We start from the raw sequence: 23,471 nt of genomic DNA on the forward strand, positions 1-23,471 counted from the left end.
GTCAGGGGTTGGGGAGGGGTTCGATTCGGGCGGGGACGTGTTTATGCCAGGGGGTGCCTGCGATGGGGTCACGCCAGGTGAGGTCGGTGAGTTCGTTGGCCGCTACGCCGGTGCGGAGGGATCCGTTGTCGGTGGGCAGGTCGAGGCCGAAGCCGTTGGGGAGGGAGGCGTGGCCGGGTTGCATGCGGTCGTTGATTTCGACAGTGGCGGTGGCGGTGCCGCGGCGGGTGGTGATGGTGGCGGTGTCGCCGGTGGCCAAGCCGAGGCGGTCGGCGTCGGCGCGGTTGATGCGCAGGGATCCCTCGGCGTCGCGGCGGCGCCAGGTGGTGTCGCGGAAGATGGTGTTGGCGGTGAAGGAGCGGCGTTCGCCCGCGGCGAGGACAAAGGGGAATTCGGGAGTGGTGTGGGTCGCGGAAGTGGTGGTGAGTTCGCGTAATGCGTGCAGGAGTTCGGGGATGGCCACGGGAATTCGCTGGTCGGGGTGTGGGAGGTAGTCCCAGGCGTCGGGGTAGTCGTCGACGGTGAAGGTGACTCCGGAGCGGCCCGCGAGGATGGCGTCGAAGAGGGCGTCGGCGCTGCGATGGCCTGCTCGGCGCATCGCGGCCGGATGCAGTTTCGCGACACGGTGGGACAGCGCCCACAAGACCGCCGCCGAGTGGGCGCTGTCGGGCAGGGTGGGTCCGAGGGTTTCATACAGTAGATACGGTGCGAGTCCGGCGATCGTGTTGTCCATGGCCAGCAGCGTGGCGAAAGTCAGCGCATACGGGCGGCGGCCGAGCTTGGCGGCGATCCGCAGTGCGGTGAGTTTCGTGCGGCCGACGGCCCGGAGTTCGCGGATCAGGCGGGCATAGATTTCCGGTTCCGGGAGGGTGCCCGGCAGCGGGTCCAGGACGGGGGCACGCAGGTGGAAGGTGTTGTGCGGGAACTCGAGATTGAAGAAGGTGGCTTCCCACTTCTCGAATTGGCTGGCCGCGGGCAGCACGTAGTCGGCGTGGCGGGCGGTTTCGGTGAGGGCGACATCGATGACGACGACCAGCTCCAGCGCGTCGAGAGCGCGCCGGAAGGTCGTCGAGTCGGCCAGCGAATGTGCCGGGTTGGCGGATTCGATGATCATCGCGCGGAAGCGGTCGGGATGGTCAGTGAGGATTTCCTCGGCGATCGAGTTGCACGGGAGCATGCCGCCGAGGATGGGTGCGGCGGTGACGGGGCTGCGTTTGATGTCGCGGCTGTAACCGGCCAGCGGGGCCATCCATGAATGTGGTTGCATCGCACCGCGTTTGGCGAAGTTACCGGTGAGCAGCCACAACAGTTTGTTGAGGTAGGAGATCAGGGTGCTGTTGGGGCTCTGCTGGACGCCGAGGTCTTCGTAGGTGGCGACACTGCCCGCGGTGCCGATGCGACGAGCTGCGGCGCGCACGAGTTCTTCTGGGACACCACAGATTTCGGTGTATCCGGGAACGTCGATAGTGCGCAGGTCGGCGACGACCGCGTCGGACCGGGTGGTGTGTTCGGTGAGGAAAGTGTGGTCGAGCAGGTCTTCCTGGACCAGGACGCCGAGTATGGCGGCCAGGCACCAGGCGTCGGTGCCCGGCCGGACCTGCAGGTGGATGTCGGCGAGGTCGGCGGTTTCGGTGCGCACCGGATCCAGCACGATCATGGTGCGCGCCGGATCCTTCGCGATCTGCTGCAGCACCGTGCGGGCCCGCGGAACTCCGTGTGACTGCCACGGATTCTTGCCGAGGAACACCGACACCTCGGCGTGCTCGAAATCGCCGGTGGTGTGTCCGCCGGTCAGGTGCGCATCGACCCAGCCCTCGCCGGTCTTCTCCTGCGCGAGTGCGGTGGACCGGTAGCGGCTGCCCAGGGCGCGGCGCAGCGCGCCACTGTAGGCGCCGCCGAGATGGTTGCCCTGTCCCCCGCCGCCGTAGAAGAAGATCGCCTGCCCGCCGTAGTTGTCGCGGATTTGTGCCAGTCGCGTGGCGATCTCGGAAATGGCGGTGTCCCAGTCGATTTCGGTGAAGCTACCGTCGGCTTCGCGGCGTAGCGGGGAGGTGAGGCGGGCGCCGCCGTTCTGATAGTGGTCCAGGCGCAGTGCCTTGTTGCAGGTGTAGCCGGCGGAAGCGACGTGCTCTTTGTCGCCGCGGATCTTGGCGAAGCTGCGGCCGTCGAGCTGGATCAGTAGCCCGCAGTTGTTCTCGCACAGGATGCACGCGGTCTTGTGCCACTGCTGCTCGCCCCGCTGCTGCTGTGCGGCGCTCGCCAGCTCGGTCTCCACGGACTCGGGGTTGACAGACTCAGCGCTCGCCGACTTGGTGCTCATCGGCTGACCTGATCGACGCGGGTTCCGTTGATCCATGCCTTCGGCTCGGCGAGGAACGGGGTGTCGCCCAAGCGGGTGAGGTCTTCGAGGAAGGCGTCGGTGGTTCGGGTGGCCGCGGCGCTGCTGCCCGTGGACAGGAATGCGGCCAGTTCGCGGTTGAGGCTGCGGGACAACGGTTTGTCGGTGCCGAAGTAGATGGCGCGTTTGAGCTCGGCGACGACAACCGGGTTGCGGGTGGCCAGACGCGCGGCGGTGGCCTCGGTTTCGGCGAGCAGGTCGGCTTCGGCGGTCAGGCGATGCACCAGACCCAGCCGCAGGCCGTCCTGCGCGCTGACCGGTGCGCCTTCGAGGGTGAGTTCGATGGCCTTGGCGGCGCCGATGAGTCGGGGTAGGCGTTGGGTTCCGCCGCCGCCGGGAATCAGGTTGGCCAGCGATTCGATCTGACCGAGTGTGACGTGCTCGGCGTCGGCGGCATAGCGCACGTCGCAGGCCAGCGCGATCTCGTGGCCGCCGCCGAGCGCGGGTCCGTTGATGGCGGCGAGGTAGACCACGCGGGATCGGTTCATCCGCAGCGTGGTTCGTTTCCAGCGATAGCCCCACACCATGCCGGTGCCGAGGCCGCCGCCGAACCGTGCCAGCATCCGTGCGGCGCCCGGTACGCGCAGGGCGCTGTTGAGCACCGGGATCAGTGGGATCACCGCGCGGGCGGGGATGAACGGGTGCGGCAGCGACACCATGCCGGTCAGAGCGTTGGGGTCGGCGTGGGTGAGGAAGCGACCCGGCAGACCGCCGGTGAGCACGATCGCACCGACCGTGTCATCGGTGTCGGCGGCAGCGGTGAGCAGGTCCAGGTCGCGGACCACGGCGGGGGTGACGAAATTGAGCGGAGGTGCGACCACGCTCGCGGTGAGCACTCTCCCGTGCTGGGCCAGAGTAATGGTCTCCAAGGGGAGATCAGCGGCTCGGGACATCGGTGTCTCCCTTGATCGGCACACGTCAGTGGGCGGGCCCGAGTCGTTTCGGTGTGAAACCGATCCAGCACCCAGCACTGATTATGGTCTCCACCATAATCAGCGTGTCAAGGGGTGACAGGTAGGTGGCGGCGGTGCGTGGCCGGCCCGCTGCCGGGTTCGACGCGGTTCAGGCGGACCTCGTAGCACCGCCATTACCCGACAGCTTCGGTGGTCGTGATGCGATGCCGATGGCACCGACGTCCGCGTGTGCGGCGTTGTCGGATCCGGCGAAACCCGCTCACCACTGACGAGACGGCATGGCGCGGCTCGGCACGATGCTGATGGCGACAGGCGCTGTCGCTAGCCCAAGGCGGCGGTGAGGTGGTCTTGCAACTCGCGCACCGTGTCTTCGAGAGGCTTGGTGTCGCGCTCGACGCGGCACAGGGCGATGGCGCCCTCGACGGCGGCGACGGTGAGGGTGGCCATCCGCGCGGCGCGGTCGGCGGCGACGTCGTGGCGCACCAGCAGATCGGTGAGGGCGCGGTGCCAGCGGGTGAAGACCACGGCGGCGGCGCGCGCGAATTCCGGTGCGTCGTCATTGGTTTCGACGGCGACGGCGAATATCGGGCAGCCCGCACGGTAGTCGCTGTCCACGAGGGTGTGCCGCCACAGGGCGACGAAGTTGTCGAGTGCGGTGATCGGGTCGTTGTCGCGGGTGATGGACTCGATGAATTCCGACATCACGACCCCGGCAGCGGTGACCGCGTCGGTGACGAGCTGGGTGCGCCCGCCGGGAAAATGGTGGTACACCGAGCCGCGGGGGGCACCGGTGGCGGCCAGTACCCGGTCGACGCTGGTGGCGCTTGCTCCGTGGATGCGCAGGGATTCGATGGCGCCGTCGATCATGCGCCGCCGCGCATCCGAGGTGCGCGGGCGGGCGGTGGGTTCGCTGCCTGCTCGGCGTGCCGCTGCCATACCCGCCATCCTATGGGAGAGTCCATAATGGCGGGTGGCGGCCCTATTTCACGCGCGTGCCGTGGAAGTCGAGGACGGCGGCCAGGGTGTCGTCGGGGGCTTCCAGCTGCGGATAGTGGCCGACGTTCGGCAGTTCGACGACATCGGGATCCGGGATCAGCTCGCGGTAGCGGCGCACCATGTGCGCGCCTGACACCGGGTCGAGCAAGCCGTCGATCAGCCGCAGCGGCACCGTGGTCTGCTGCAGTGCGCCCACCCAACGTTCCCGGTTGGCCCTGCGTTCGCGCATGTAGCGAATGAGCTTGTGGCCGTTGCGTTTTCCGTGCTTGCTGCACCACAGCAACCAGAACTGGCGCATCTCGTCGTCGCTGGGTTCGGTGTCGGGGCCGAAGACGGCCGCGAGGTTGCGCGCGAAGGTGCGCTCGGTGCCGAGGATGCCGATCAGCGGGCCGAGCGGACTGGCCAGCAACCGTTGGATCAGCCGGGCGCGGTGGGTCTCCGGGAACAGTCCACCGTTGAGCAGGCACACCGATTCGATCACCAGCGAGTCGTCGCCGTCGGCGCGGCGCTGGGTGTCGCGGGCCAGCAACTCCTGGGCGACGGTGTCGCCGTAATCGTGGGCGAGGATGTGGAACCGCCCGACGCCCTGCTCGCGCAGCAGGTTCTCGTGGATGTCGGCCTGATCGGTGATCGCGTACTGGTAGTGGCGCGGTTTCGCCGACCAGCCGAACCCGATCATGTCCGGTGCGATCACTCGCGCGAACCGCGCGCACAGGCCGGGCCATACCGCATGCCAGTCCCATGATGCGGTGGGAAATCCGTGAATACACAGCAGTGTGCCGTCCTCGCCGGCTCCGCCGTCGCGCCAGAAGATCTGGTGACCGCGGTGGGTGTGGCGCCGTCCGCTCGCTCGCCAGAGCGCAAACTCCTCCATATCAACCTCCTCCATGTGTGTCGACAAGCATTGCGCGCGAACGCGGGCGGCACAGCGATTCCGCCGAACCACCGACAGAGTTCATGTCACGTACTGTGCGGTCGGTTCGCGCCGGTGGTTTGCTCTGCGAGAATGCCACAGTGCATGTCGCGTTCGGCCTCGTTGTTCTCGTCGCGTCGGCGGTGTCGCTGGCGGCCTTGGCGCGCCGGTTCGGAATCTCCGAACCGCTGGTGCTGACGCTGGCCGGGGTTGCGGCGTCGTATATGCCGTTCGTGCCGGAGGTTCATCCGGATCCGGAGATCATTCTGCTCGGGTTCCTGCCGCCGCTGCTGTACACGGCGGCGATTCGGACCTCGCTGGTGGATTTCCGGGCCAACGCGCGCACCATCGCGTCGCTGTCGGTGGGTCTGGTGCTGTTCAGCACCTTTGTCGTGGCCGCGGTGGTGTGGTTGCTGTTGCCGGTGCCGTTTGCCGCCGCGGTGGCGCTGGGCGCGGTGGTGGCGCCACCGGACGCGGTCGCGGCGACGGCGGTGGCGCGCCGGATCGGGATGCCGCGACGCATCGTGACCATTCTCGAGGACGAGTCGATGTTCAACGACGCGACCGCGCTTGTCGCGCTGCGCACCGCGATCGCCGCGTCGGCCGGGACGGTGACGGTGTGGAAGGCGGGCGGGGATTTCCTGCTCGCCGCGGGCGGCGGCGCCGCGGTCGGGATCGTGGTGGCGTATCTGCTGGCGATGCTGCGCCGCCGGATCACCGACCCCGTCCTGGACACTTCGTTGTCGTTCCTGGCGCCGTTCATCGCGTATCTGCCCGCCGAGGGTATCCACGCCTCGGGTGTGATCGCGGTGGTCACCTGCGGGATGATCCTCGGGCACGGCGCGCCGGTTTGGCAGAGCGCGGCCTCCCGCATCGCCGAGCGAACCAACTGGCGGACCATCCAGTTCATTCTGGAGAGCGCGGTGTTCCTGATCGTCGGGTTGCAGATGCGGGCGATTCTCGAAGGCGCGTGGAGCAGTGGGCTCGACCATGGCCGGCTGCTCATCGCGGCGGCGGCGGTGCTGGCGGCGGCGATGCTGGCGCGGCCACTGTGGATCTATCCGTGGTCGCTGCTGTTCCACCGGATCAGTCGTGCCGGATCGGATACGCCGTTGAGTCATGCGACGGTGGTGTCGTGGGCGGGGATGCGCGGTGTGGTCACTCTCGCGGCGGTGCTGTTGCTGCCCGAGGACACCCCGCAGCTGCCGGTGCTGAAACTGTTGGCGGTCGTCGTTGTCGCGGGCACCCTGCTGGTGCAGGGCACGTCGCTGCCGTTGCTGGTGCGGTTGCTGCGGCTGCGGGGACCCAGCCGGGCCGAGGATGCGCTGCAGCAGGCGAATCTGCTGCAGCAGGCGACCGCGGCGGGGCTGGCCGAGTTGGAGCGCCGGATCACCCCGGACACGCCGCCCGGGGTCGTCGAGTCGTTGCGTGATCGGGTCGCCTGGAAGACCAACGCGGCGTGGGAGCGACTCGGGCGCGCGGAATCCGAGCAGGCGACACCGACCGCGGAGTACCGGCGGCTGCGCCTGGAAATGCTGCGCGCGGAACGGGAAACGGTGCTGCGCGTACGGGATTCGGGTGCGCTCGACTACGTGATCCTGCAGCACGTGCTGGCCAGGCTGGACCTGGAAGAGTCGATCATCGACCGCTTCGACGACACTGACGAGGAGACTGTCGAACCCCTCGCGCTACCCGGGACGGCCGAGGACTGCGAGCACCTGCGTGACGCGCCGCTGGTGCTGGAACCGGTCGAACCGGACGAATGCCAGGAATGCCTGGCCGAGGGCATGACCTGGGTGCATCTGCGCATGTGCCTGGAGTGCGGGCACATCGCCTGCTGTGATTCCTCGGTCGGCAACCACGCCTCCAAGCATTACGGCGCGACCGGGCATCCGGTGATGCGCAGTGTGGAGCCGGGTGAGGCGTGGCGCTGGTGCTATGTGGACGAACTACTGGGCTGAGCGCGCCGTCAGCGGCGGGCGTGGGAGTAGATCAGCCGGGCGTATTCGGTGAGCAGCTTGTCCAGCGAGACGTCCTCGCCGCCTGCGGCGATCTGCTGGTAGCCGATCAGCATCGCCATGCCCAGCGAGGTGACCACCGCGGCGGTGTCGTCGTCGCCGACAACACCTTTGATCGCCTTGTGCACGGTGCGGCGGCGGGACTCATCGACCCGCTTGAGCGCGAGGTTGACCGATTCGTCGTTGGCGGCCCAGGCGCGGATGGCGGCCTCGGCGGCGTGGTGCAGGCCCGAGGCGAGGTCGGACATGGCGCGGATGTCGTCGTCGGGGTTGCCCTGGTTGAAGTTCAGTGTGCGCAGGATGAGCACCTGACGGTTCTCCCAGTGCTCGAGTAGCGCGTCGACGAAGCCTTGCCAGTTGCCGAAGTGGTGGTAGAACGAGCCGCTGGTGACGCCGAGGCGGCGGCACAGCACACCGATGTTGATGCCTTTGAAGCCGAGTTCGGCGAGCACCTCCAGAGCGGTGTCGAAGTACTGCTCCTTGGTGACCACTCGTGACATCGGTGCGCCGTTCTGTCGTTCGGGCAAGGCGGGGAGGACCGAACAGTACCGCATTGTATGGCCGGTTCGTGCGAGCGGAACGAAATCTACGATGGGGGACTCTCGGCACCGGAAAGTATCCGTGACCGGCCGAAACATGAAGTGGCAGTGCGCAACAGAGGCTCCGGCGCCGGGGGTGGAGGAGCTCGCAATCCATGCGATTTCATAACAGAGCAGTTGCTCTGTTATTGTCGGCGGTATGCCTCGTCCCCGCACCCACGACCCCGACGCCGTGCTCGATGCCGCGGAGTTGCTCGCCGTGCGGTCAGGTCCGGCCGCGGTCACCATCCGCGCGGTCGCGGCGGCGACCGGGGTGTCCAACGGCGCGATCTATCACACCTTCGGCTCGCGCGCGGAACTGCTCGGGCGCACCTGGTTACGTGCCGCGCACCGGTTTCTCGCCATGCAGACCGCACTCGTCGACGCCCACCTCGCGGCGGCGTCCGATGAATCGGCGTCGGCGGCGGCGATCGAGGCGGTGCTGGCCGTGGCCGAGACTCCGGTGCTTTTCGCCGAGCGATTCCCCGAGTCCGGGAAGCTGCTGCACCTGGTCTCTCGCGACGAACTGCTCGGCGACGAACTGCCCGGCGCGGTCGCCGCCGAACTGGCCAGCACCGACCGGACCCTGGTGGAGCTGATGGTCCGCCTGTCACGCGCCCTCTGGAGTCGCGGCGACGGGCGGGCCGTCGACGTCATCACCACGTGTGTGGTCGATCTGCCGACCGCGATCCTGCTGCGCCGCGGCCGGCTCACCAATCCCCTTGCCCGCGAACATCTGCGCGCCGCGGTGCGCGCGGTCCTGGACGTGGGACCACCGCACTGACCTCCCGTCTTCCGAAGACCCCTCGAAAGGAATCACCATGCCGACCCTCAGCCACCACGACAAGATCGCCGTCCTCGACCTCGGCGGCGACGAAAACCGCTTCTCCCCCGCCTTCCTCGAGGCCGTCAACGCCCACCTCGACACCGCACTCGCCGAAGGCGCGCAAGGTCTGGTGACCACCGCGAGCGGCAAGTTCTACTCCAACGGCCTCGACCTGGACTGGCTGGTCGCCAACGGCGAACGTACCCAGTGGTACGTCGGACAGGTGCAGGCGTTGCTCGCGCGGGTGCTCACCCTGCCCATCCCGACCGCCGCCGCACTGCCCGGGCACGCCTTCGGCGCGGGCGCCATGCTGGCCATCGCCCACGACTACCGCGTCATGCGCGGCGACCGCGGCTACTTCTGCTTCCCCGAGGTCGACATTCGCATCCCGTTCACCCCGGGCATGGCCGCGCTCATCCAGGCCAAACTCGCCCCGAAGTCGGCGCTCGCCTCGATGACCACCGGTCGCCGCTTCGGCGGCGTGGACGCGCAGGCCTACGACATCGTCGATGCGACCGCGGCCGAGAGTGCGGTGACCGCCACCGCGCTGGCACTGCTGGCCCCGTTGGGCGGCAAGGACTCCGGCACCCTCGGCGCCATCAAGAACACCATGTTCGCCGGTGCCGTCGCCGCGCTCACCGCCGATGCGCCCTCGGAAATCCCACTGTCCCGGTAGGTTTCCACCTAACCGATCCATCGCGGACGCAGCACCGAGGAGACCGTCGTGAGCGAGGCCGCCACCCTGGAACGCCGGGGCCACATCGCCGTCATCACCCTGAACCGACCCGAGGCGATGAACGCGGTGAACTCCGCGCTGTCGGTCGCGGTCCTGCGGCGCTCGAGGAACTGGCGGCCGATCCCGATCTGCGGGTCGGGGTGATCACCGGCGCGGGCCGCGCCTTCTGCGCGGGCGCGGATCTCAAAGAGCTCTCCCGCGGCAACGGGATCGGCGACCCCGAGCACCCGGAGTACGGATTCGCCGGACTGGTCCAGCATTTCGTCGACAAACCGCTCATCGCCGCCGTCAACGGCTTCGCTCTCGGCGGCGGCACCGAGATCGTGCTGGCCAGCGACCTGGCCGTGATGAGCGAGGACGCCACCCTCGGTCTGCCCGAGGTCAAACGCGGCCTCATCGCCGCCGCGGGCGGACTGCTGCGCCTGCCCCGCCAGATCCCACCCAAGATCGCCCTGGAAATGGCGCTGACCGGCACCCCGATCGATGCCGCCGCGGCTGCCGGGTGGGGTCTGGTCAACCGGGTCGTGCCCGCCGATCAGGTGTTGCCCGCCGCCCTCGAACTCGCCGAAACCATCGCCGCCAACGCCCCACTGTCGGTGCGCGCGTCCAAACGAATCATCCACCGTGTCAACGACTTCGGCTCCGACTGGGATACCCCCATCTGGGAGATGAGCATGCAGGAGGCGATAGCGGTGTTCCTCAGCAAGGACGCGCTGGAAGGTCCGCGCGCCTTCGCCGAGAAACGTGCCCCGCAGTGGCGCGGCGAATGACGTCGCGCGCTGAGACTCGGCCGGGGTCGGCAGTCGCTACGTCGTGTCGGTCTGTGCGGCACCGTCTTCGACGGTGAGGTGGCGGTCGAAGAAAGCGAAGATGCGGTGCCAGGCGTCGCGGGCCGCGTCTTCGTCGTAGCCGAGGCCGGTGACGCGCAGGAGCGGTTGCACGGCGAAGACGTTGGCGAAGCCGTGCATGGTGCCGGGGTAGGACTTGATGTCGTGTTCGACGCCGAGTTCGGTGAGCGCGCGGTCGAGCTTGGCAGGCGCGCCGATCAGGGACGGGTCGAGTTTGGCGTAGCTGGCCACCACCGGGCAGGCGCCGTCCAGGATGGTGCGATAGTCGCCGTAGAGGCCGGGATAGAACGGCGCCGCCGCGTCGAATCCCTTGGGGGCGGTGAGCAAGGCGAAGCCGCCGCCCATGCAGAAGCCGATGACCGCGGTCTTGCGCGTGCAGTCGGGGTCGGCGAGCAGGCGGTCGCGTGCGGCGAGGATGTCGCGCACCGGCGGGCCCTGGCCGGTGACCAACAGTGCGCGGAAGATCGAGCGGATGCAGCGAACTCGACCGCGGGAGAACAGGTTCGGGGCGATCGCGAGGTAGCCGTAGTCGGCCAGCATCTCGACATTGTTGCGGACGTCGGTGCCGAAACCCATGCCGTCGTGAATCACCACGACTCCCGGCCATGGGCCTGTGCCGGTGGGGCGAGCCAGGATCGCTTCGATGGTGCCGTCGGGCGCGTCGAGCTCGATGGTCCTCATGACCATCAAATCTAGGACACTGTCTCAGACGTTACAGCTCAACGTCGGCTACCACCGGATGGGGCGCATCTGGCCCATGATCATCAAATCCCGGAACTCCGCGGTCCGGTGGGCTAATCTCTGCGCCGGGAGAGTCCGAAGCGGCACCTGATCGACAGCGCACGGCGCAACTTCGCCCCATGCTCGAGCTCTGGCAGTGCGTTCGATCGAAAGGGGAACTGTGCTCATGCCCCGGCCGCAACGGCGGGCGATGTTCATCGCAATTGCTGTGGCCCTCACCGTATTCACGGCATCGACCCTCGTCGCGGCCCAACCGACCGACGAGTCGAGTTTCGACCCCGACCCCACCGGCGACGCCTACCTCGATCAGCGCTTCGCCACCGACGGGTTGCCCAACGGGGCGATCCTGTCGAGCCGCTCGGTGCGGATTCTGCCGCCGCTGTCGGCAACCTCCGCCTTCGACGCCTGGCAGGTGTGGTTCAAGTCGACCGCCGCCGATGGCGCCTCGATCGCCGCGCTGACCACGATCATGAAACCGAAGGCGTGGAACGGCAGCGTCGTCAGCAACAACTACGCCATCGACAGCGTCGGACTCAAATGCAACCCGTCGTATCAACTGACCCACAACCTGGCCATCGAGGCGCCCGACATCACCCGCCAATTGCTGTGGCGCGGTTACGCGGTGGTGATGACCGACTATCAAGGCCCGAAAATGGCCTACGCGCACGGCCCCACCCAAGGCCGCGAAGTGCTCGACGGCATCCGCGCCGCGCTCGCGTTCCCGCAGGCCGGCCTGGCGGGCAGCCCGACCGCGATGATCGGCTACAGCGGTGGCGCGATCGCGACCGTATGGGCGGCGCAGATGCAGCCCAGCTACGCACCCGAGCTGACAATCCTGGGCGCCGCGGCGGGTGGCACGCCCGCGGATCTGAGCCTGCTGCGCAAAACCATGGACGGCAAACCGCCTGCCTCGGTGCTGTATCTGATGGCGGCGCTCGGCGTGGCCCGCGTGACGCCAGGAGCGTTGGACCTGCTCAGCGACGCCGGAGTGGTCGCCGCGCAGGAGAGCAAGAACCTCTGCTCGGACGCCGCGTTACTGGGTGTGGCGCCGGTGCCATTGCGTTCGTGGACCAAGGTCGACCCCTACGACACCGACGTCGCGCGCCGGATCTACCGCGAGACGAAAGCCGGTGGCGCGACACCGACCATGCCGATCTACCTGTGGCACGGCCTGTTCGACGCATGGATCCCGCTCTCGGGTGCGCGCGCATTGCAGCAGACCTGGCAGAACGCCGGGGTGGATGTGTCGCTCACGGTGCTGCCGTGCGATCACATCACCTGCGCGTTCGCACCCGGCGCCGTGGACCGGATCGACACCTGGATGGGGCGGTCGTAGGTTGTCACGCGCTGCTGTGTGCACACCGAATTGCACGTCGTGCCACCGACGTGCTCGTGCACGATGAGGGTGATCGACGCACCGATGTGCACCGGGTGCAATGCTGCAGGCGCTCATCAGAGCGGCGGCGTCAACAGGTTGAGCAGGTTGCGCGCGAAGTGTCGGTAGCGTTCCGGGGTGAATCGTTCCGGTTCGGTGAGCACCAGGTGGGCGGCGCGTTCACCGGCCGCCAGCAGGGTGATCGCGGTGAGCTCCAGGTCCAGGATGTCCAGGCCGGGGCGGCGGTCGCGGCCCCACTCGAGCAGCGCCTGCAATTGCGTGAGGGCGAACTGTCGTGCGGTTTCGGCACGTTCGCGGACTTGCGGGGGTGCATTGTCGGCGGGCAGGGCCAGTAGTCGCCACGAGTCGGGGTTGGCGGCGACAGCGTGCAGCAGGTTGGTCATCGCCGTGAGCAGAACATCGTCGAAGTCGCCATCGGCGTCGAAGGACGGCATCGCCTCGGCGAGTGTCGACAACGCGCGCTGACCCTCGCGCTCGAACAAGGCCAGCAGCAGTGATTCGACACCCGGATAGGCCGCGTAGACGCGAGGTTTCACCAGTTGCGCTTCCCGCGACACCGCCTCCATGGTCACCGCCGCATATCCGCTGCGGTGCACCAATTGCAGGGTTGCATCGAGTACCTGCTCGCGCCGCACTTCCAGCAGCATCCGCGGCTGGCGGGGACGCTTGGCGGGCCGGCTCACCGCGCTCACAGTAGTCGGATCAGTAGAAGGCTCGCGTGCCAAGGCGCGGCATCGGGACCTGCAGCGGACCGTTGGCCAGCCACGCGCCCGCAGGCCACACAGCTGGTGCGATCCGCGCGGCGATGGCCCGCTGCGCGCGGGTCACGTGATCGCTACCGCGCATACGGCGCAGCGCCTTCGACGAGACGTCACGATTGTGCAGGCCCCACTTACGTCCCGTGCAGGACCCGCACCCCGTCCTCGCTGCTCTCGAGTCCGGCAACCGTTGCACCCCAGCGGAACTCGACACCATGAGCAACACATTCGGCGAACACGATCTGTTCGGTCCTACGCTGCGCAAGACTGCTGGCCAGCCGCGACAACACCGGTGTCGCCGCGCCGAGATGCTGGCTGAACACCCGCCGCCCACCGTAGAAGGCGTCATACCCGGTCGGCATCACCCCGGCCGCCCTGATCTGCCCACCCAGCCCCGGCAGCACCCTATCCAGCCGCCACAGACTCGGAAACATCAACGCGATAGCCCGACTGCCCGGCCGCACCCGATCCTGCGGCTCGGCCTCGAGCACCACCGTCGGCAACCCACGTCGCGCCAGCGCGAGCGCCGCGATCAACCCGACGGGTCCCGCTCCGATCACCACACAGGGATCGGTCCGAATTCTTCCGGCCACCGGCCACCTCCACAACGGTAGTGGCCCAGCAGGACCGGCCACAGATCGATAAGTACGGACTCGTAGTTACGGTAGCGTACTTATCTCGCACGCGACCCCTCACGCGCACGAATCCTGCCGGGGCCCAACGGAACCCCTGCCCTGGGCTGCCCAGAATTACCATGGCCCGGGCAGGTTCCGTTGTGCTGCGGCGAGCCCTGACCGATTCCGGCGATGCGCCACTGAGGGTGTTGCCCGAAGAGGTCGAGGTTCTCCTCGAGAGCCTCGAGGCCCCACCCCGGTCGGGGTCGTCAGATCTGCACTTCGGCGAGATCGGCGAGTAGTTTCCCGGTCCGCGCCACCGCGTCTGCGCAGGCGGGGAGCAGGGGTAGGCGGACATCGGGGGTGGGGATTCGGCCCTGGGCGTGCAGGACGGCCTTGATCACCGTCGGGTTGGGTTCGCTGAAGGCGGCGGCGGACATTGCTGCCAGTGCTGCGCCCAATCTGCGGGCTTGTGCTCGGTTTCCGTTGCGCCAGGCCGCAATCAGGGCGACGAACGGTGTGGTGGTCAGTTGCGCCGAGGCGAGGATGCCGCCTGCGGCGCCGAGGGCGAGCAGTGGGGACAGGAATTGGTCGTCGCCTGCGAGGACGGCGAAATCCGTGGGTAGGTCGCCGAGCAGGTCGATGATGTCGGCGTCGATGCCGCCGGTCGCGTACTTCACCGCGGCGATGCCGGGCAGGCGGCCGAGTTCGCGCAGGGTGTCCGCGCTGACGGATCGGGCTGTGCGGTAAGGGATGTGGTAGATGATCACCGGCACCGGACTGCGTGCCGCGAGCTGGGTGAAGTGTGCGCGGACGCCCGCTTCCGACGGGCGGGTGTAGTAGGGCACGGGGACCAGAGCCGCGGTGATCTCGGAGTGGGAGGCGAAAGCGTCGAGTGCGGTGGCGGTGGCGCGGGTGTTGTTGTCGCCCGCGCCGACGATCAGTGGTGCGTTTCGGGTGCGGCAGACTTCGGCGCACACTGCGAGGACCGTCCGCCTTTCGTCGGCATCGAGGGTGGCCGGTTCGCCCGTGGTGCCGAGTGCGACGAGTCCGGTTGCCCCATCATCGAGTACGCGGTGGGCCAAGGATTCGAGTGCGTCCACGGCGATATGTCCGGTGACGGTGAACGGGGTGACGAGCGGGACGAATATCCCCTGCAGAGCTTCGTGCTGAGCCATCTGTTCAGCTTGTCGGCACGATACCCACAGGTCTAGTTCGCATTTGTGCCGTCGAGCGTAAGCTCAGCTGATGCTCGATGTGCGCAGGTTGCGACTGTTGCGGGAACTGGCGCGGCGCGGCACGATCGCGGCGGTCGCCGAGGCCATGGCCTTCACCCCGTCCGCGGTCTCGCAGCAACTCAGTGCGCTGGAGCGCGAGGCGGGAGTCGCCTTGCTGCAACGCACCGGGCGACGGGTGAGGCTCACCCCGGCCGGTCACACGCTCGTCGGGCACGCCGAGGCCGTACTGGCCCGGCTGGAACAGGCCGAGGCGGATCTGGCGAACACCGAGGCCGGGCTGACCGGGCGGCTGCGGATCGGCGCTTTCCCTTCCGCGACACAGGCTTTCATCCCCGCCGCGCTGAGCGCCCTGGCCGCGGACCATCCCGGCCTCGAACCTCATGTGGCGGAACTCGATCCGGCGCTGGTCGCGGACGCCCTGCGAGCGGGCGAACTGGATGTGGCGCTGGTGCACGACTACGACCTGGTGCCGTTCCCACCCGAAGCCGGTGTGCGCACCGAACCCCTCTACCGCGAGATCATGTTCCTGGCCTCGACCACGCCACGCGCCGCCACCCCCGACACGGTGCTCACCACGTGCCGCGACGAGCCATGGATCGTGGCGACCACCGGCACCCGCTGCCACACCATGACCATGCGCGCCTGCCAGGCCGCGGGCTTCCTGCCCCACATTCGCCACCGAATCGACGAATTCGGCACAGTTCTGGCCTTTGTCGCGGCAGGACACGGCGTCGCACTGGTCCCGGAACTGGGTGCGGCACATCCGCCCGCCACCGTGATACTCACCGAACTGCCCATCGCGCGCCACACCAGAATTGCCTTCCGCGCAGGCGCCGACCGGCATCCGGCCATCGCAGCGTTCGCCGCGGCCATGCATGCGACCGTCGGCGCAAGCGGTGCCCGCGGGAGCGTGAACGCGCCGCCACGACATCACCAGCGGCCGTTCGAGGCCTAACTCCGCAGTACCCAGTGGGGCCCCGGTCGTGGATCGCGATGCTCGGATGCGACGGTGACTGCCATTCCCACACACCCGCGGCACCCCCACCCCACCTGGTGTGGGAGTCTTGTGGGGTATCTCAGTGAAAGGGCTTCTCGTGACGCTCGGCATGGTCCTCGGCGACTCCTTCGCTCGCGCTTCGACGCAGGACCACTAGCCCTTCTCCGTTGCGACCCTCGTCACCCGGGTCCGACACCGGCTGATTCCCGCTCCTGGTCGAAGTGCTCTCCGTGCCCATGCACGTTCGATCACGAGGAGCACGCTGTGCCCACCATGCACTGGACCGAAGCCGACACCGACCGCAGCGCTCGCTGGCATTCCGAGAGCGCCGCCCCGATGCCCCGACACGTCGTCGTCGCCGATGACACCATGCGTGCCGATACCGCCTATCGCTTGGCGTGTGAGGGCACCGCACTGTTGTGGCAGGGCGATTTTCAGCAGGCGCGGCAGTTGTTGCAGGCGCTGCGTCGCCGCATCGACCGCATCGCGACGCCACCGGGCGCTGGCATCGCCGAATCGTTCCACCTCTATCGCAGAGCTCGCGGCCATCGTGCGCGGGTGCTGGGAAAATTGATCGTCGAGCTGTCGGAGGGCCATACCCTCGCGCTGCGCAGAGCGCCTGATCTGCGGCAGGTGTGCGCCGAGACCTACGGGTCATCGGGTGAACCGATGGTCGTCTCGTTCACTGAACTGCTCGGCGCTATCGGCGCGCAGCAGTGGCGGGCCAAGGGCGTCGATGTGCCTGCACTGGGGGCGCGCATCCATCCGCACTACGGAGTCTTCTCACCCGTGCGGGGTGAATATGTCGATCTGGTCGCACGGGCCCCGCTGCCGACGGGGCATGGAGGTCCCCGCGCCGGGTTCGACCTCGGCACCGGAACAGGTGTGCTCGCCGCCGTGCTCGCCCGTCGCGGCATCGATCGGGTCGTGGCCACCGACATCAACCCGCGTGCACTGGTCTGCGCCCGCGACAACATCGACCGGCTCGACCTCGCCGACCGCATCGAGGTGATCGGCCCCGACCTCTTCCCCGACGGTCGCGCCGACCTCATCGTGTGCAACCCACCCTGGCTGCCCGCGCGTCCCACCGCCGCCGTCGAACAGGGCGTCTACGACCCCGACGGCGCCATGCTGCACGCCTTCCTGAACGGCCTTGCCGCCCATCTGGATTCGGGCGGCGAAGGCTGGCTGATTCTGTCGGACCTGGCCGAGCACCTCGGGCTGAGAACACGCGAAGAACTGACCGACGCCATCGCCTCGGCGGGGCTGCGCGTGCTCGACCGCATCGACACCAGACCGCGCCACACTCGACCGACAGACCCGACCGATCCCCTGCACGCCGCGCGTGCCGCGGAGATCACTTCGCTGTGGCGTCTGAGCGGCTAAATCGCGCGAAACGTCCCGCGCGGCTCGGCTGGCGACTTACCGTCGGTGACAGCAAAGGCCGGGCGACGTGATAGAGACTGTGCGATGAATCAACCGAACACTTCGTGCGCTGCATTTCAGCGCACCGCCGCGATCGAACCGGAGGCGGTCGCGGTCCGCTCCATCGGCGGCGGACAGACCCTGACCTGGCGCGAATACGCCGATCAAACCAGGCATGTCGCCGCAGGGCTCAACGCCCTCGGGATCGGCCGCGGTGACACCGTCGCGCTGATGATGAGCAATCGGGTCGAGTTCTATCCGCTCGAGGTGGGCGCCCAACACGCCGGGGCGACCTCGTTCTCGGTGTACAACACCCTCGCTCCCGAGCAGTTGAACCATGTGTTCACCAATGCCGAGAACCGGGTCCTGATCTGCGAGGAACAGTACGTCGAGCGGATCCGCTCGTGCGGGGTTCCGATCGAGACCATCGTGTGCGTCGATGCAGAGCATGCCGGAACCATCAGTGTGGCCGAGTTGAAAGCCATGGGCCGCACCGATTTCGACTTCGAAGCGACCTGGAAGGCAGTGCAGCCCGAGGATGTCGTGACATTGGTCTACACCTCCGGCACCACCGGCAACCCCAAAGGCGTGGAGATCACCCACGCGAACCTGCTTGCCGAGGCACACGCCTTCAACGCGGTGCTGCCCGTCGAATTCGGTGACCGCCAGACCTCCTACCTGCCCAGCGCGCACATGGCCGACCGCATGACCGCACTGTATTTGCAGGAGGTCTTCGGCACCCAGATCACCGTGGTGCCCGACCGGAAGCTGCTGCCCGCAGCGCTACTGGATGTGCATCCGACAATCTGGGGTGCGGTGCCGCGAGTATGGGAAAAGTTCAAGGCCGCGGTCGAATTCTCTGTCGCCAACGAACCCGACGCCACCACCCGCGCCGCCTTGCAGTGGGCGCTGGAGGTGGCCGCGCGTAAGGCGGCCGCGCAGCTGGAAGGGCGACCGATCGCGGCGCGACTTGCGGCCGAATGGGCCGAGGCCGACAAACTGGTGCTGTCGAAACTGCGCGCGAAACTCGGTCTGGACCAGGTGAAGTGGGCGATGTCGGGCGCGGCGCCGATCCCACCTGAGACCCTCGGGTTTTTCGCCGGCCTCGGCATTCCGATCTCCGAGATCTGGGGCATGTCCGAGCTGACCTGTGTGGCCAGTGCCAGCCCGCCCTCGGAAGCGCGCCTCGGTGCCGTCGGGCGGATGCTGCCCGGCATGGAGTCGAAGATCGCCGAGGACGGCGAGTTCCTGGTCCGCGGTCCGCTGGTCATGCGCCGCTACCGCAAAGAACCGGAGAAGACCGCCGAGGTCATCGACGCCGACGGCTGGCTGCACACCGGTGACATCCTCACCCGTGACGCCGAGGGCTTCCTGCGGGTGGTGGACCGCAAGAAGGAACTCATCATCAACTCCGCGGGAAAGAACATGTCCCCGGCCAACATCGAGAACGCGATCAAGGCCGCTGCCCCGCTGGTCGGCGCGCTGGCCACCATCGGCGACGCTCGGCCGTTCAACACCGCGCTGATCGTGCTCGACGCCGAATCCGCGCAACCATATGCCCTCCAGCACGGCCTCTCCGATGCCGACCCCGCCACGCTCGCCGCCGATCCCGGCGTGATCGCCGAGATCGCCCGCGGTGTCGCGGCGGGCAACGCGAAGCTCTCGCGCGTCGAGCAGATCAAACGCTTCACCATCCTGCCGACGTTCTGGGAGCCCGGCGGCGACGAGGTCACCTTGACGATGAAGTTGCGCCGCAAGCCGATCGACGCGAAATACGCCACCGAGATCGAGCAGCTCTATGCCGCCGAACCCGCGGCGACAGTGCACGAGCCCGCCGAATCCGTGGACGTGCCCGCCGGCTAGCCGCGTCCGTGGTCGTCGGCTGGCCGAACTCGAAGACGTGCCGCGAGTTCATGGTCGCTCGCCAGCTCGCGATAGCGCGCCCAACCCGCGAAGGTCCACGCTGGCTGGTACCGCGTCGGGATAGGTTGCCGCTGTAACCGGGCGGCGATCGGTCAGAGTGTGGCGGACGCATTCTCGAGCATCACGCTGCCTCGAGCGACCCCGGCAACCACACCCGTTTTGCCGTCTGTTGCTCCTGGGAGTACGGTCCCAGCGAAGACATGCGGGGATAGCACGCCCGCTCTGGGGTGGATTGGCAGGGGGAATATTGACTACGGGAGATCCATCGTCACTATCCGTTGAGACCGACGAGGTTAAAGCGTTGGGACGCTTGGCATTCCAGATAGCGGAGGAGTGTAGATCCGGGTACTCGTCGCTGGTGACCGATACGAAGATCACGATCGATAGCTGGGTGGGGAACAACGCCGGCACTTTCACCGCCGCGTGGGAGGAGTTCCACGAAGGCGCTGACCAAGTGTGGGACGCGTTGTTCGAGCTGGCCGAAAAGCTGGGAGTCACCGCCGAAACCCTCCGCGCGACCGACCAGTCGTACGCCGCCGGGATCAGCTCCCTGGACCTACCCTGAATGGGAACAGACATCTCATGACCGCTTATACACCAGCATTCTCGGTCGACCTCGACAAACTCGAGGAGTTGGCCGCTCGCATGCGCGGATACCAGGCAGCCGTCGCCGATCGGCTGGCGGAGCTCGAGGCGAAAGCCAAGGAAGTCGAAGGCGTATGGGTCGGCGCGGCAGCGGTGGCCTATAGCGAGGCGCACACGGAGTGGTTGGCGGGGGTCACCGATATGCAGGACGGGCTTGCGGCTCTGGAAGGGGCCGTGAAGGACGCCCACGAAAGCTACACCAATGCCGCATCCCAGACCCTACGGATTCTGGGCATATGAGCACCAAACTCGAGGTAGATCCCAAGGTCTACTACCAGGCCGCCACCAACTGCTTCGACGCCGCCGCAGCGCTGAACGACAGCTTCAAATATGTCTTCTCCGAACTCAACAGCCACGGAAAGATGGCGGGCAGAGACGAAGACGGCCGGGCCTGGGCGAGCTCCTACGACGAATCGGCCCGTGAAGCAGTAGCGTTCTTCGGGCAAACCTACGCGACCCTGCGCGCATACGGCACCGCCCTCAACGACCTCGGTTTCGAACATGCCAAGTCCGATGCCACGCTGAAGGGAACAACACAGCCGGAAAGGCCGAAGGATCCATCATCCACAGTGACCTTCGGGCCCTACGCCCTTCCGGCTTCAGCAGCCGGAGGAACCCCGCAAGGCATTGCGCAAGCGTCCATCGAAGTCCTCGACGCCATCAATTGCCCTCTCCCGGACGGTAACACCCAAACGCTCGCCAAGGCGGCCGAGGCATGGGATCGGCTCGGCACGATCTATCAGAACACCAACGCCAAAGACAAGATCACGATTGCAGCCAGCCTCTTCGACGGGGTGACCTCCAAGGATGCGGTGCAGGTTCGGGAAGACCTGAAGACCTTGGAGACCTCCATCGCAGAACTGCTCAACACGTGCAAACAGATCAGCAAGACCTGCACCGACTACAAGGAATCGATCGAAGAACTACGCAACGAGATCAAGGGATTCCTGGAAGCCATCGTCCAGGAAGCTGCGATCAACGTAGCGATCACCGTCGTCGCCACATGCCTTACCGGTGTCGGCGGCCTGATCGCCGGCGCCAAAGCTGTCGAGTCGGCACGACGATGGGCCGTGAAGATCAAAGCGGCCATCACCGCCTGGCGAGCACGTAAAGCCTTGCAGCTCAAGGGGCTGGCCGACGACGCGAAGGCCGCGATGGCAAAGGCCAAACAAGCCGTCAAGGACCTACACGATCGGCTGGGGAAGAAGAACGACCAACCCAACAGGCCTCGCAGCGGATTGGATGCTCTGACCGACGAAGATCGGCGGGCGCTTCTGCAAGGGCCCAGCGACCTCCGCGGCCGGTCCTTGACCGACATTTTGCGGAGCGGCGATACCCCAACTCCCGAGCAGCAACGCCAGATCGACGCACTCAATGAAGCGTTGGGCAAGTTGCCCGCCCATGAGGGGCCGGTGCTGCGGAACACCAACTTGACCACCGAACAGCTCGACCAATACGTGCCAGGGAAGTCGACCACAGAGCACGGGTTCACCTCTACGACCCCCAACCCGAAGGGGGTGAATGAACTCACGGTGCAGAACTCGAACGTCGAATTCCAGATCGTGAGCAAAACGGGGCGCGACTACAGCCAGTACGGCACCCCGGACGAGGTTCTGTTTCCGTCCGGGACAGAGTTTCTGGTGCACAGCAAGACTGTCGATCCGGCGACGGGCCGGACCGTGATTCAGATGTCGGAAATCTAGGACGAACCCATGCCGAAAAAAGTCGGTGGCAAGACCTTCCACACCCGCGAAGAACTCGAAGCGCGCGGGGTGATGCCTTCGCCGGAGGAAATCGCGCGCAATCAAAAGATCCTCGACGACTTCAATCGCACTCTCCGCAACGCCCCACCAGCGCCCGAAGGGGAGGCGCCGGGGTTCGGTGGCCGGTTCTCCGATGATTTGGGGGGCACCGAGTTCGAGGGCTGGACCCGAGACCCGAAAACGGGCGAGTGGTTCGACAAAAAAGGACGACCGGCCTACTACGCAGACGGTCGACGGATCACCTACAACGAGGAACCCCACGAGCAGCGAGACCCTCAACAGTGACCACCACACCCGACCTCACCCCCAGACGGTCACGCTAGTGCCGTGTCAGGCAGCCTTCGGTGGGTAATCCAGGTGTCGGATCTTGGATCCGACAGCGAAGTTGCGCACCGGGCCGGTGTGGTGGTCGTGCCAGCGGATGTAGTCGCCGATCGCGGCGCCCTGCTCGCCGTGGCTGTGATGGTCATTCCCGGACACGGCACCAGCTCAGTCCGTGGTCGCGCCTGCCAACTGGAGGTAGCGTCCCGATCGGGCACTGTTCGACGACGACTCGGCCACGCTGCCGTTCTGGATCGAGGTGCGCGGCCAGGTCGTCGAAGAAACGATCGATATCGATGATCCCCTCGGGTGGGTGCACCCCGGGGCGGATCGCGACGCCGTCCACGAGCTGAGCCAGGCTCAGCGCCAACGGAATTCCGGTCGCGCGCGCCATATCGTCGGTCAGAGCGGCGCCTTCGCTGAGCGAAGCGCCGCCGTCGAGGTGGGCGAGCACCGCATGCGGGTCGCCGTTCTTGCTGCCATAGGCGACGGCGAAGAACGGCGGCAGCGTGCCGGGAGACTTGAATCCGACGGACCGGACCATCGAGCGCAGGCCACGCCGCATTGTCGGCTCCGCGAGCGCGACCGCGGCGGATTCGTTGGTGAGCGTGCCCCGGTCGAGGTCTGTGCGCAAACCATCGAGATAGGCGGCGGTGCCGGGGGTGATCACCATCAGATTCGCCGCCGTGCCCGACGGTGCCAGCGTCCGGCGCAACGTCACCGGTTCGGGATGGCCGACGGTGTACGCGGTACCCGCGCGCCCACCCGGCACCGCCAAAGTCACTGGCCGCAGTGGCGGTTCGCGCACGATGTCGCCCGCCCGCACCACGGCCACGGTTCCGCTGATCTGCTGCATCCAATGCACCGCCGCCGCGGTCGGCGTCCCGTCGGGGCCGGTGAGCTGGGTGTCGGCGCCGGTCATAGTGGGCACATCGACCGGCCACGCTGTGTAGATGTCGGCGAGGCTGTCGAGTTCCCGTGCCGCGCGTGCCGCGAGCAGGTTGCTCACCCCCGGGCTCGCACCCATTCCGATGATCGCGCAGACACCCGCTGCCCGTGCGTCGTCATCGAAATCGAGCATCTGCACGGTCGGCTCCCAGTCGTCACAGATGTCGAGATAATGGGTGCCGGTGTCGATCGCGGCCCGCAGCACGGATAGGCCGAAACGGTAGTACGGGCCAACAGTATTGAGGACCACATCGGCCTCGGCGAACACGCGGTGCAGTGCCGCCCGGTCGGTCACGTCGACCCTGCAGGCGTGCGCGTCGGCGCCGCTGTCTGCCAGCTCGTGCGCCAATGCCTGCGCGGCGGCCAGATCACGATCGGCGACCACGATCTCGTGCACCCCGCGCAATGTCGCCGCCGTGCGCACCGCCATCGCCCCCATCGCGCCACAACCGCCCAATGCCAGAACCTTCATCGC

The 23,471-nt window shown here is 67.3% G+C and carries 23 protein-coding genes and 1 pseudogene; 12 read left to right on the forward strand and 12 right to left on the reverse strand.

The features are described from left to right. Position 1 precedes the first annotated feature (1 nt). The 4 genes from ACFQZZ_RS00970 to ACFQZZ_RS00985 form a co-directional block, all read right to left on the reverse strand. The gene (locus ACFQZZ_RS00970; protein ID WP_378672418.1) at positions 2 to 2,320 is read right to left on the reverse strand and encodes a molybdopterin-dependent oxidoreductase; all 2,319 of its coding nucleotides are present in this window, start codon (positions 2,318 to 2,320) and stop codon (positions 2 to 4) included. Next, entirely contained in the window at positions 2,317 to 3,291 is a 975-nt protein-coding gene (locus ACFQZZ_RS00975; protein WP_378672421.1) for an enoyl-CoA hydratase/isomerase family protein, read from the reverse strand. The genes ACFQZZ_RS00970 and ACFQZZ_RS00975 overlap by 4 nt, the downstream gene beginning before the upstream one ends. Before the next feature lie 342 nt (positions 3,292 to 3,633). Further along, the gene (locus ACFQZZ_RS00980; protein WP_378672424.1) at positions 3,634 to 4,248 is read right to left on the reverse strand and encodes a TetR/AcrR family transcriptional regulator; all 615 of its coding nucleotides are present in this window, start codon (positions 4,246 to 4,248) and stop codon (positions 3,634 to 3,636) included. 43 nt (positions 4,249 to 4,291) lie between these two features. Next, positions 4,292 to 5,182 (reverse strand): alpha/beta fold hydrolase, encoded by an 891-nt coding sequence (locus tag ACFQZZ_RS00985; protein ID WP_378672427.1) that lies wholly within the window; start codon positions 5,180 to 5,182, stop codon positions 4,292 to 4,294. Between the two features lie 140 nt (positions 5,183 to 5,322). Between ACFQZZ_RS00985 and ACFQZZ_RS00990 the strand changes: the two genes are divergently transcribed. Further along, positions 5,323 to 7,182, forward strand: coding sequence for a Na+/H+ antiporter (locus tag ACFQZZ_RS00990; RefSeq protein ID WP_378672430.1), 1,860 nt, complete (start codon positions 5,323 to 5,325; stop codon positions 7,180 to 7,182). Between the two features lie 8 nt (positions 7,183 to 7,190). Here ACFQZZ_RS00990 and ACFQZZ_RS00995 read toward each other — a convergent pair whose 3' ends face one another. Beyond that, entirely contained in the window at positions 7,191 to 7,739 is a 549-nt protein-coding gene (locus tag ACFQZZ_RS00995; protein ID WP_378672433.1) for a TetR/AcrR family transcriptional regulator, read from the reverse strand. Between the two features lie 238 nt (positions 7,740 to 7,977). On the opposite strand from ACFQZZ_RS00995, the gene ACFQZZ_RS01000 reads away from it, so the two are divergent. The 3 genes and pseudogenes from ACFQZZ_RS01000 to ACFQZZ_RS01010 all read left to right on the forward strand — a co-directional run bounded on the left by ACFQZZ_RS01000 (position 7,978) and on the right by ACFQZZ_RS01010 (position 10,149). Further along, positions 7,978 to 8,601, forward strand: a complete 624-nt coding sequence (locus ACFQZZ_RS01000; RefSeq protein WP_378672436.1) for a TetR/AcrR family transcriptional regulator — start codon at positions 7,978 to 7,980, stop codon at positions 8,599 to 8,601. Positions 8,602 to 8,638: 37 nt separating this feature from the next. Then, on the forward strand, positions 8,639 to 9,319 hold the full coding sequence (locus ACFQZZ_RS01005) for an enoyl-CoA hydratase-related protein (RefSeq protein WP_378672439.1): 681 nt from the start codon (positions 8,639 to 8,641) through the stop codon (positions 9,317 to 9,319). A gap of 48 nt (positions 9,320 to 9,367) precedes the next feature. After that, positions 9,368 to 10,149, forward strand: a pseudogene (locus ACFQZZ_RS01010) (crotonase/enoyl-CoA hydratase family protein). Between the two features lie 36 nt (positions 10,150 to 10,185). On the opposite strand, the gene ACFQZZ_RS01015 reads toward ACFQZZ_RS01010, so the two are convergent. Then, positions 10,186 to 10,908 carry a dienelactone hydrolase family protein gene (locus ACFQZZ_RS01015; protein WP_378672441.1) on the reverse strand — a complete coding sequence of 241 codons (723 nt, stop codon included), beginning with the start codon at positions 10,906 to 10,908 and terminating at the stop codon, positions 10,186 to 10,188. Positions 10,909 to 11,158: 250 nt separating this feature from the next. Here ACFQZZ_RS01015 and ACFQZZ_RS01020 point away from each other — a divergent pair, with 250 nt between their 5' ends. Continuing rightward, complete coding sequence (locus ACFQZZ_RS01020) at positions 11,159 to 12,304, forward strand: lipase family protein (RefSeq protein WP_378672444.1); 1,146 nt, start codon at positions 11,159 to 11,161, stop codon at positions 12,302 to 12,304. A 116-nt stretch (positions 12,305 to 12,420) separates the two neighbouring features. Here the strand turns inward: ACFQZZ_RS01020 and ACFQZZ_RS01025 are convergent, their stop codons facing one another. From ACFQZZ_RS01025 to ACFQZZ_RS01040, 4 genes are all read right to left on the reverse strand, one after another. After that, complete coding sequence (locus ACFQZZ_RS01025) at positions 12,421 to 13,047, reverse strand: TetR/AcrR family transcriptional regulator (RefSeq protein WP_378672447.1); 627 nt, start codon at positions 13,045 to 13,047, stop codon at positions 12,421 to 12,423. 19 nt (positions 13,048 to 13,066) lie between these two features. After that, positions 13,067 to 13,210: a hypothetical protein gene (locus ACFQZZ_RS01030; protein ID WP_378672450.1), complete on the reverse strand. Its 144-nt coding sequence runs from the start codon at positions 13,208 to 13,210 to the stop codon at positions 13,067 to 13,069. Between the two features lie 46 nt (positions 13,211 to 13,256). After that, positions 13,257 to 13,715 (reverse strand): FAD-dependent oxidoreductase, encoded by a 459-nt coding sequence (locus ACFQZZ_RS01035; RefSeq protein WP_378672453.1) that lies wholly within the window; start codon positions 13,713 to 13,715, stop codon positions 13,257 to 13,259. Between the two features lie 290 nt (positions 13,716 to 14,005). Beyond that, the gene (locus ACFQZZ_RS01040) at positions 14,006 to 14,914 is read right to left on the reverse strand and encodes a dihydrodipicolinate synthase family protein (protein WP_378672456.1); all 909 of its coding nucleotides are present in this window, start codon (positions 14,912 to 14,914) and stop codon (positions 14,006 to 14,008) included. Between the two features lie 70 nt (positions 14,915 to 14,984). On the opposite strand from ACFQZZ_RS01040, the gene ACFQZZ_RS01045 reads away from it, so the two are divergent. The 7 genes from ACFQZZ_RS01045 to ACFQZZ_RS01075 all read left to right on the forward strand — a co-directional run bounded on the left by ACFQZZ_RS01045 (position 14,985) and on the right by ACFQZZ_RS01075 (position 22,012). Beyond that, on the forward strand, positions 14,985 to 15,929 hold the full coding sequence (locus tag ACFQZZ_RS01045) for a LysR substrate-binding domain-containing protein (RefSeq protein ID WP_378672458.1): 945 nt from the start codon (positions 14,985 to 14,987) through the stop codon (positions 15,927 to 15,929). Between the two features lie 315 nt (positions 15,930 to 16,244). Continuing rightward, positions 16,245 to 17,357, forward strand: coding sequence for a methyltransferase (locus ACFQZZ_RS01050; RefSeq protein WP_378673201.1), 1,113 nt, complete (start codon positions 16,245 to 16,247; stop codon positions 17,355 to 17,357). A gap of 84 nt (positions 17,358 to 17,441) precedes the next feature. After that, complete coding sequence (gene fadD11, locus ACFQZZ_RS01055; protein WP_378672461.1) at positions 17,442 to 19,259, forward strand: fatty acid--CoA ligase FadD11; 1,818 nt, start codon at positions 17,442 to 17,444, stop codon at positions 19,257 to 19,259. Positions 19,260 to 19,416: 157 nt separating this feature from the next. After that, positions 19,417 to 19,884 (forward strand): WXG100 family type VII secretion target, encoded by a 468-nt coding sequence (locus tag ACFQZZ_RS01060; protein WP_378672464.1) that lies wholly within the window; start codon positions 19,417 to 19,419, stop codon positions 19,882 to 19,884. A gap of 17 nt (positions 19,885 to 19,901) precedes the next feature. Further along, a complete protein-coding gene (locus tag ACFQZZ_RS01065; protein WP_378672467.1) occupies positions 19,902 to 20,204 on the forward strand; it encodes a WXG100 family type VII secretion target in 303 nt (100 codons plus the stop codon). Next, entirely contained in the window at positions 20,201 to 21,667 is a 1,467-nt protein-coding gene (locus tag ACFQZZ_RS01070) for a hypothetical protein (RefSeq protein ID WP_378672470.1), read from the forward strand. Before ACFQZZ_RS01065 ends, ACFQZZ_RS01070 begins: the two co-directional genes overlap by 4 nt. A 9-nt stretch (positions 21,668 to 21,676) precedes the next feature. After that, the gene (locus tag ACFQZZ_RS01075) at positions 21,677 to 22,012 is read left to right on the forward strand and encodes a hypothetical protein (protein ID WP_378672473.1); all 336 of its coding nucleotides are present in this window, start codon (positions 21,677 to 21,679) and stop codon (positions 22,010 to 22,012) included. 45 nt (positions 22,013 to 22,057) lie between these two features. Here the strand turns inward: ACFQZZ_RS01075 and ACFQZZ_RS01080 are convergent, their stop codons facing one another. Continuing rightward, positions 22,058 to 22,207: a hypothetical protein gene (locus ACFQZZ_RS01080; protein ID WP_378672476.1), complete on the reverse strand. Its 150-nt coding sequence runs from the start codon at positions 22,205 to 22,207 to the stop codon at positions 22,058 to 22,060. Further along, positions 22,194 to 23,468 (reverse strand): saccharopine dehydrogenase family protein, encoded by a 1,275-nt coding sequence (locus ACFQZZ_RS01085; protein WP_378672479.1) that lies wholly within the window; start codon positions 23,466 to 23,468, stop codon positions 22,194 to 22,196. Before ACFQZZ_RS01085 ends, ACFQZZ_RS01080 begins: the two co-directional genes overlap by 14 nt. Positions 23,469 to 23,471 lie beyond the last annotated feature (3 nt).

Origin of the sequence: Nocardia sp. GCM10030253 (assembly GCF_042675075.1) — a bacterium.
Lineage (GTDB): Bacteria > Actinomycetota > Actinomycetes > Mycobacteriales > Mycobacteriaceae > Nocardia.

Excerpts from the sequence above, each read along its gene's own strand:
- ACFQZZ_RS00970 (WP_378672418.1), bottom strand. The coding sequence starts at position 2,320 with ATGAGCACCAAGTCGGCGAGCGCTGAGTCTGTCAACCCCGAGTCCGTG.
- ACFQZZ_RS00975 (WP_378672421.1), bottom strand. The coding sequence starts at position 3,291 with ATGTCCCGAGCCGCTGATCTCCCCTTGGAGACCATTACTCTGGCCCAG.
- ACFQZZ_RS00980 (WP_378672424.1), bottom strand. The coding sequence starts at position 4,248 with ATGGCAGCGGCACGCCGAGCAGGCAGCGAACCCACCGCCCGCCCGCGC.
- ACFQZZ_RS00985 (WP_378672427.1), bottom strand. The coding sequence starts at position 5,182 with ATGGAGGAGTTTGCGCTCTGGCGAGCGAGCGGACGGCGCCACACCCAC.
- ACFQZZ_RS00995 (WP_378672433.1), bottom strand. The coding sequence starts at position 7,739 with ATGTCACGAGTGGTCACCAAGGAGCAGTACTTCGACACCGCTCTGGAG.
- ACFQZZ_RS01000 (WP_378672436.1), top strand. The coding sequence starts at position 7,978 with ATGCCTCGTCCCCGCACCCACGACCCCGACGCCGTGCTCGATGCCGCG.
- ACFQZZ_RS01005 (WP_378672439.1), top strand. The coding sequence starts at position 8,639 with ATGCCGACCCTCAGCCACCACGACAAGATCGCCGTCCTCGACCTCGGC.
- ACFQZZ_RS01015 (WP_378672441.1), bottom strand. The coding sequence starts at position 10,908 with ATGAGGACCATCGAGCTCGACGCGCCCGACGGCACCATCGAAGCGATC.
- ACFQZZ_RS01020 (WP_378672444.1), top strand. The coding sequence starts at position 11,159 with ATGTTCATCGCAATTGCTGTGGCCCTCACCGTATTCACGGCATCGACC.
- ACFQZZ_RS01030 (WP_378672450.1), bottom strand. The coding sequence starts at position 13,210 with ATGCGCGGTAGCGATCACGTGACCCGCGCGCAGCGGGCCATCGCCGCG.
- ACFQZZ_RS01040 (WP_378672456.1), bottom strand. The coding sequence starts at position 14,914 with ATGGCTCAGCACGAAGCTCTGCAGGGGATATTCGTCCCGCTCGTCACC.
- ACFQZZ_RS01045 (WP_378672458.1), top strand. The coding sequence starts at position 14,985 with ATGCTCGATGTGCGCAGGTTGCGACTGTTGCGGGAACTGGCGCGGCGC.
- ACFQZZ_RS01050 (WP_378673201.1), top strand. The coding sequence starts at position 16,245 with ATGCACTGGACCGAAGCCGACACCGACCGCAGCGCTCGCTGGCATTCC.
- fadD11 (WP_378672461.1), top strand. The coding sequence starts at position 17,442 with ATGAATCAACCGAACACTTCGTGCGCTGCATTTCAGCGCACCGCCGCG.
- ACFQZZ_RS01065 (WP_378672467.1), top strand. The coding sequence starts at position 19,902 with ATGACCGCTTATACACCAGCATTCTCGGTCGACCTCGACAAACTCGAG.
- ACFQZZ_RS01070 (WP_378672470.1), top strand. The coding sequence starts at position 20,201 with ATGAGCACCAAACTCGAGGTAGATCCCAAGGTCTACTACCAGGCCGCC.
- ACFQZZ_RS01075 (WP_378672473.1), top strand. The coding sequence starts at position 21,677 with ATGCCGAAAAAAGTCGGTGGCAAGACCTTCCACACCCGCGAAGAACTC.
- ACFQZZ_RS01085 (WP_378672479.1), bottom strand. The coding sequence starts at position 23,468 with ATGAAGGTTCTGGCATTGGGCGGTTGTGGCGCGATGGGGGCGATGGCG.